The 2,428-nt window shown below is 62.6% G+C and carries 3 protein-coding genes and 1 pseudogene; 2 read left to right on the top strand and 2 right to left on the bottom strand.

The window, feature by feature from the left end; genetic code table 11:
- Both A2J01_RS24235 and A2J01_RS24240 read left to right on the top strand, forming a co-directional pair.
- Positions 1-403, top strand: a pseudogene (locus A2J01_RS24235) (acetyl-CoA C-acyltransferase); the annotation flags it as partial.
- A gap of 166 nt (positions 404-569) precedes the next feature.
- Entirely contained in the window at positions 570-917 is a 348-nt protein-coding gene (locus tag A2J01_RS24240; protein WP_042926495.1) for a zinc ribbon domain-containing protein YjdM, read from the top strand.
- Here the strand turns inward: A2J01_RS24240 and A2J01_RS24245 are convergent.
- Together A2J01_RS24245 and A2J01_RS24250 are read right to left on the bottom strand one after the other, a co-directional pair.
- Positions 904-1,425 carry a hypothetical protein gene (locus tag A2J01_RS24245; RefSeq protein ID WP_042926483.1) on the bottom strand — a complete coding sequence of 174 codons (522 nt, stop codon included), beginning with the start codon at positions 1,423-1,425 and terminating at the stop codon, positions 904-906. The genes A2J01_RS24240 and A2J01_RS24245 overlap by 14 nt on opposite strands.
- Positions 1,426-1,614: 189 nt before the next feature.
- The coding region (locus A2J01_RS24250; protein ID WP_064113767.1) for a thiolase family protein at positions 1,615-2,428 on the bottom strand (814 nt) is incomplete at its 5' end.

Consider the following 2,428-nt stretch of genomic DNA (forward strand, 5'->3'; position numbering starts at 1 on the left):
AACCAAAGCCGAAGAACTCGGCCTGACCTGGATCGCGGAAATCGGCGCCCACGGCGTCGTCGCCGGACCCGACTCCACCCTCCAGTCCCAACCCGCCCGCGCCATCGCCAAGGCCTGCGCCAAGGAAGGCATCGACCCCACCGACCTCGACCTCGTCGAAATCAACGAAGCGTTCGCCGCCGTCGGGATCGCCTCCACCCGCGAACTCGGCCTCGACCCCGCCAAGGTCAACGTCAACGGCGGCGCCATCGCCGTCGGACACCCCCTCGGCATGTCCGGCGCCCGCATCGCCCTGCACCTCGCCCTCGAACTGCAACGCCGCGGCGGCGGCATCGGCGCAGCCGCACTCTGCGGCGGCGGCGGACAAGGCGACGCACTCATCATCCGCGTCCCCAAGGCGTAAGCGTCCACGTGTGCACGGCCGACGAGTCACCAGAACCCGGGCAAGGTTTCGTCGGTGTATCGCGGCCGGTGGCGGGCACGTCGACTCTGCCTCAGCGCCGTGAACCCGGCGAGACGTGTCACGAATCGAAGAATCAGTATGCCGAACAAGGAAGAGGATGGCCCCCGTGAACAATGCACTGCCGCCGTGCCCACAATGCTCCAGCGAATACAGTTACGAGATGGGGGCGCACTGCGTGTGCCCCGAATGTGCTCACGAATGGATATCTCACCAGGGATCGCAGATTGTCGACCGGTCCATCGTTGTCGACTCCGTCGGAAATGAGCTTTCCGACGGGGACGCGGTCACCGTTGTGAAGAACTTGAAAGTCAAAGGCAGTCCGACAGGAATAAAAGCTGGAACCAAGGTGCGTAACATACGCCTGGTCGACGGTGCCGACAACCACAATATCGAATGCAAAATCGCCGGAATCGGGTCGATGCAACTGAAATCCGAGTTCGTCAAGAAAGCATGACAACCCAGGCGAGGCTACGGCGCGGTGAGGAATTCTCGTGTCCATGATCCGGGTACATGTGGTCTTCGCCGTTCTCGCGGTCCTGGGCCTCGCAGTTGCCGCGCCCTACGCTGCTCTGGCTTGCACGGCATCGCCATACCGGCGCTGTCGGCGGTGGGTGCTCGCGTGTTTCGGGTTTGTGATGATCGCTGTCGCGGCGATAGGCATTGTCGTCACCGGCATCTAGCCCGCCGCATTCCGTGCGTTGGCACATCGGGTCGTGTCGATACGAGTCCGGTCTGGGAGATTCGCCGTCACAGATACTCACCGACGAAATGTGTGCGCCAGATTGTCTTCGAAGATTTTCGCGCACGGCGACGAACGTGGTTGTCCGGTCGGTACGGTCTTTTCCCGTTCCGGAATCACGCTTGTCGAGTGAGCGCGCGTCGGTATCGTCGTCGAGGTATCGCGAGAAGAACAGTAGCGAACCGCTGATGACGTAGACCAGGACCAGAGGAGGAAATTTCACCGCCGGCGCCGCCAACGCCGCGGTCGATATCGTGACGAATACCGTACGACGGATGACGTGTCTGATGTTCGTATTCCTCTCTCCTCTATCCCGTTTCACCGCTCACATACCCCCACTGAACGTCGGGACGGCTCGGGTGATCCTCGCTTGAGAGGCTCGGCGAGGATCACCGCCGTGGATACGACTGGATCAGAGAAGTTCGAGGATGGTGGCGTTCGCTTGCCCACCGCCCTCACACATGGTCTGCAATCCGTAACGCGTTCGTGTGTTTCGCATGTGATGGATCATCGTCGTCATCAAGCGTGCACCACTACCACCGAGGGGATGCCCTAATGCGATCGCTCCGCCGTGCGGATTGAGCCGCTTCGGGTCTGCCCCTGTTTCGGCCAGCCAGGCAAGGGGCACCGTGGCAAAGGCTTCGTTGACCTCGAAAACTCCGATATCGGACAACGTCAAACCGCTGCGCCACAAGGCTTTCTCCGTGGCCGGAATCGGTGCGGTCAGCATGATCACCGGATCGGCGCCCGCCAGGACGGCAGTATGGACTCGAACGATCGGTGTCAGCCCCAACTGCGTGGCCTTCTCGCTGGTCATCATCAACAGTGCGGCCGAACCGTCGGAAATCTGGGAACTGTTTCCCGCCGTCACCACCCCGGTGTCGGAGAACGCGGTCTTGATCCCGGCCAGGGTTTCCGGCGTTCCGCCGCGGCGGATCCCCTCGTCGCGGGCGATCTTGGTGCCGTTGGCGAGCACGATCGGCAGGATCTGGTCGTCGAAGCATCCGTCGTCTTGCGCGTGCGCGGCTTTCGCATGCGAGGCGAGCGCGAAAGCGTCACATTGACGGCGCGACAGACCCCACTGCTCGGCGATCATTTCCGCACCGACCCCTTGCGAGGGGGCGACGCCGTGATAGCGCGCCAAGAACCAATCTCCCAGGGGATTCATCCCGCCGGACGAGGATCCCATCGGAACCCTGCTCATGGATTCGACGCCACCGGCGACC

It is taken from the genome of Rhodococcus sp. EPR-134 (assembly GCF_001647205.1).
GTDB lineage: Bacteria > Actinomycetota > Actinomycetes > Mycobacteriales > Mycobacteriaceae > Rhodococcus_F > Rhodococcus_F qingshengii.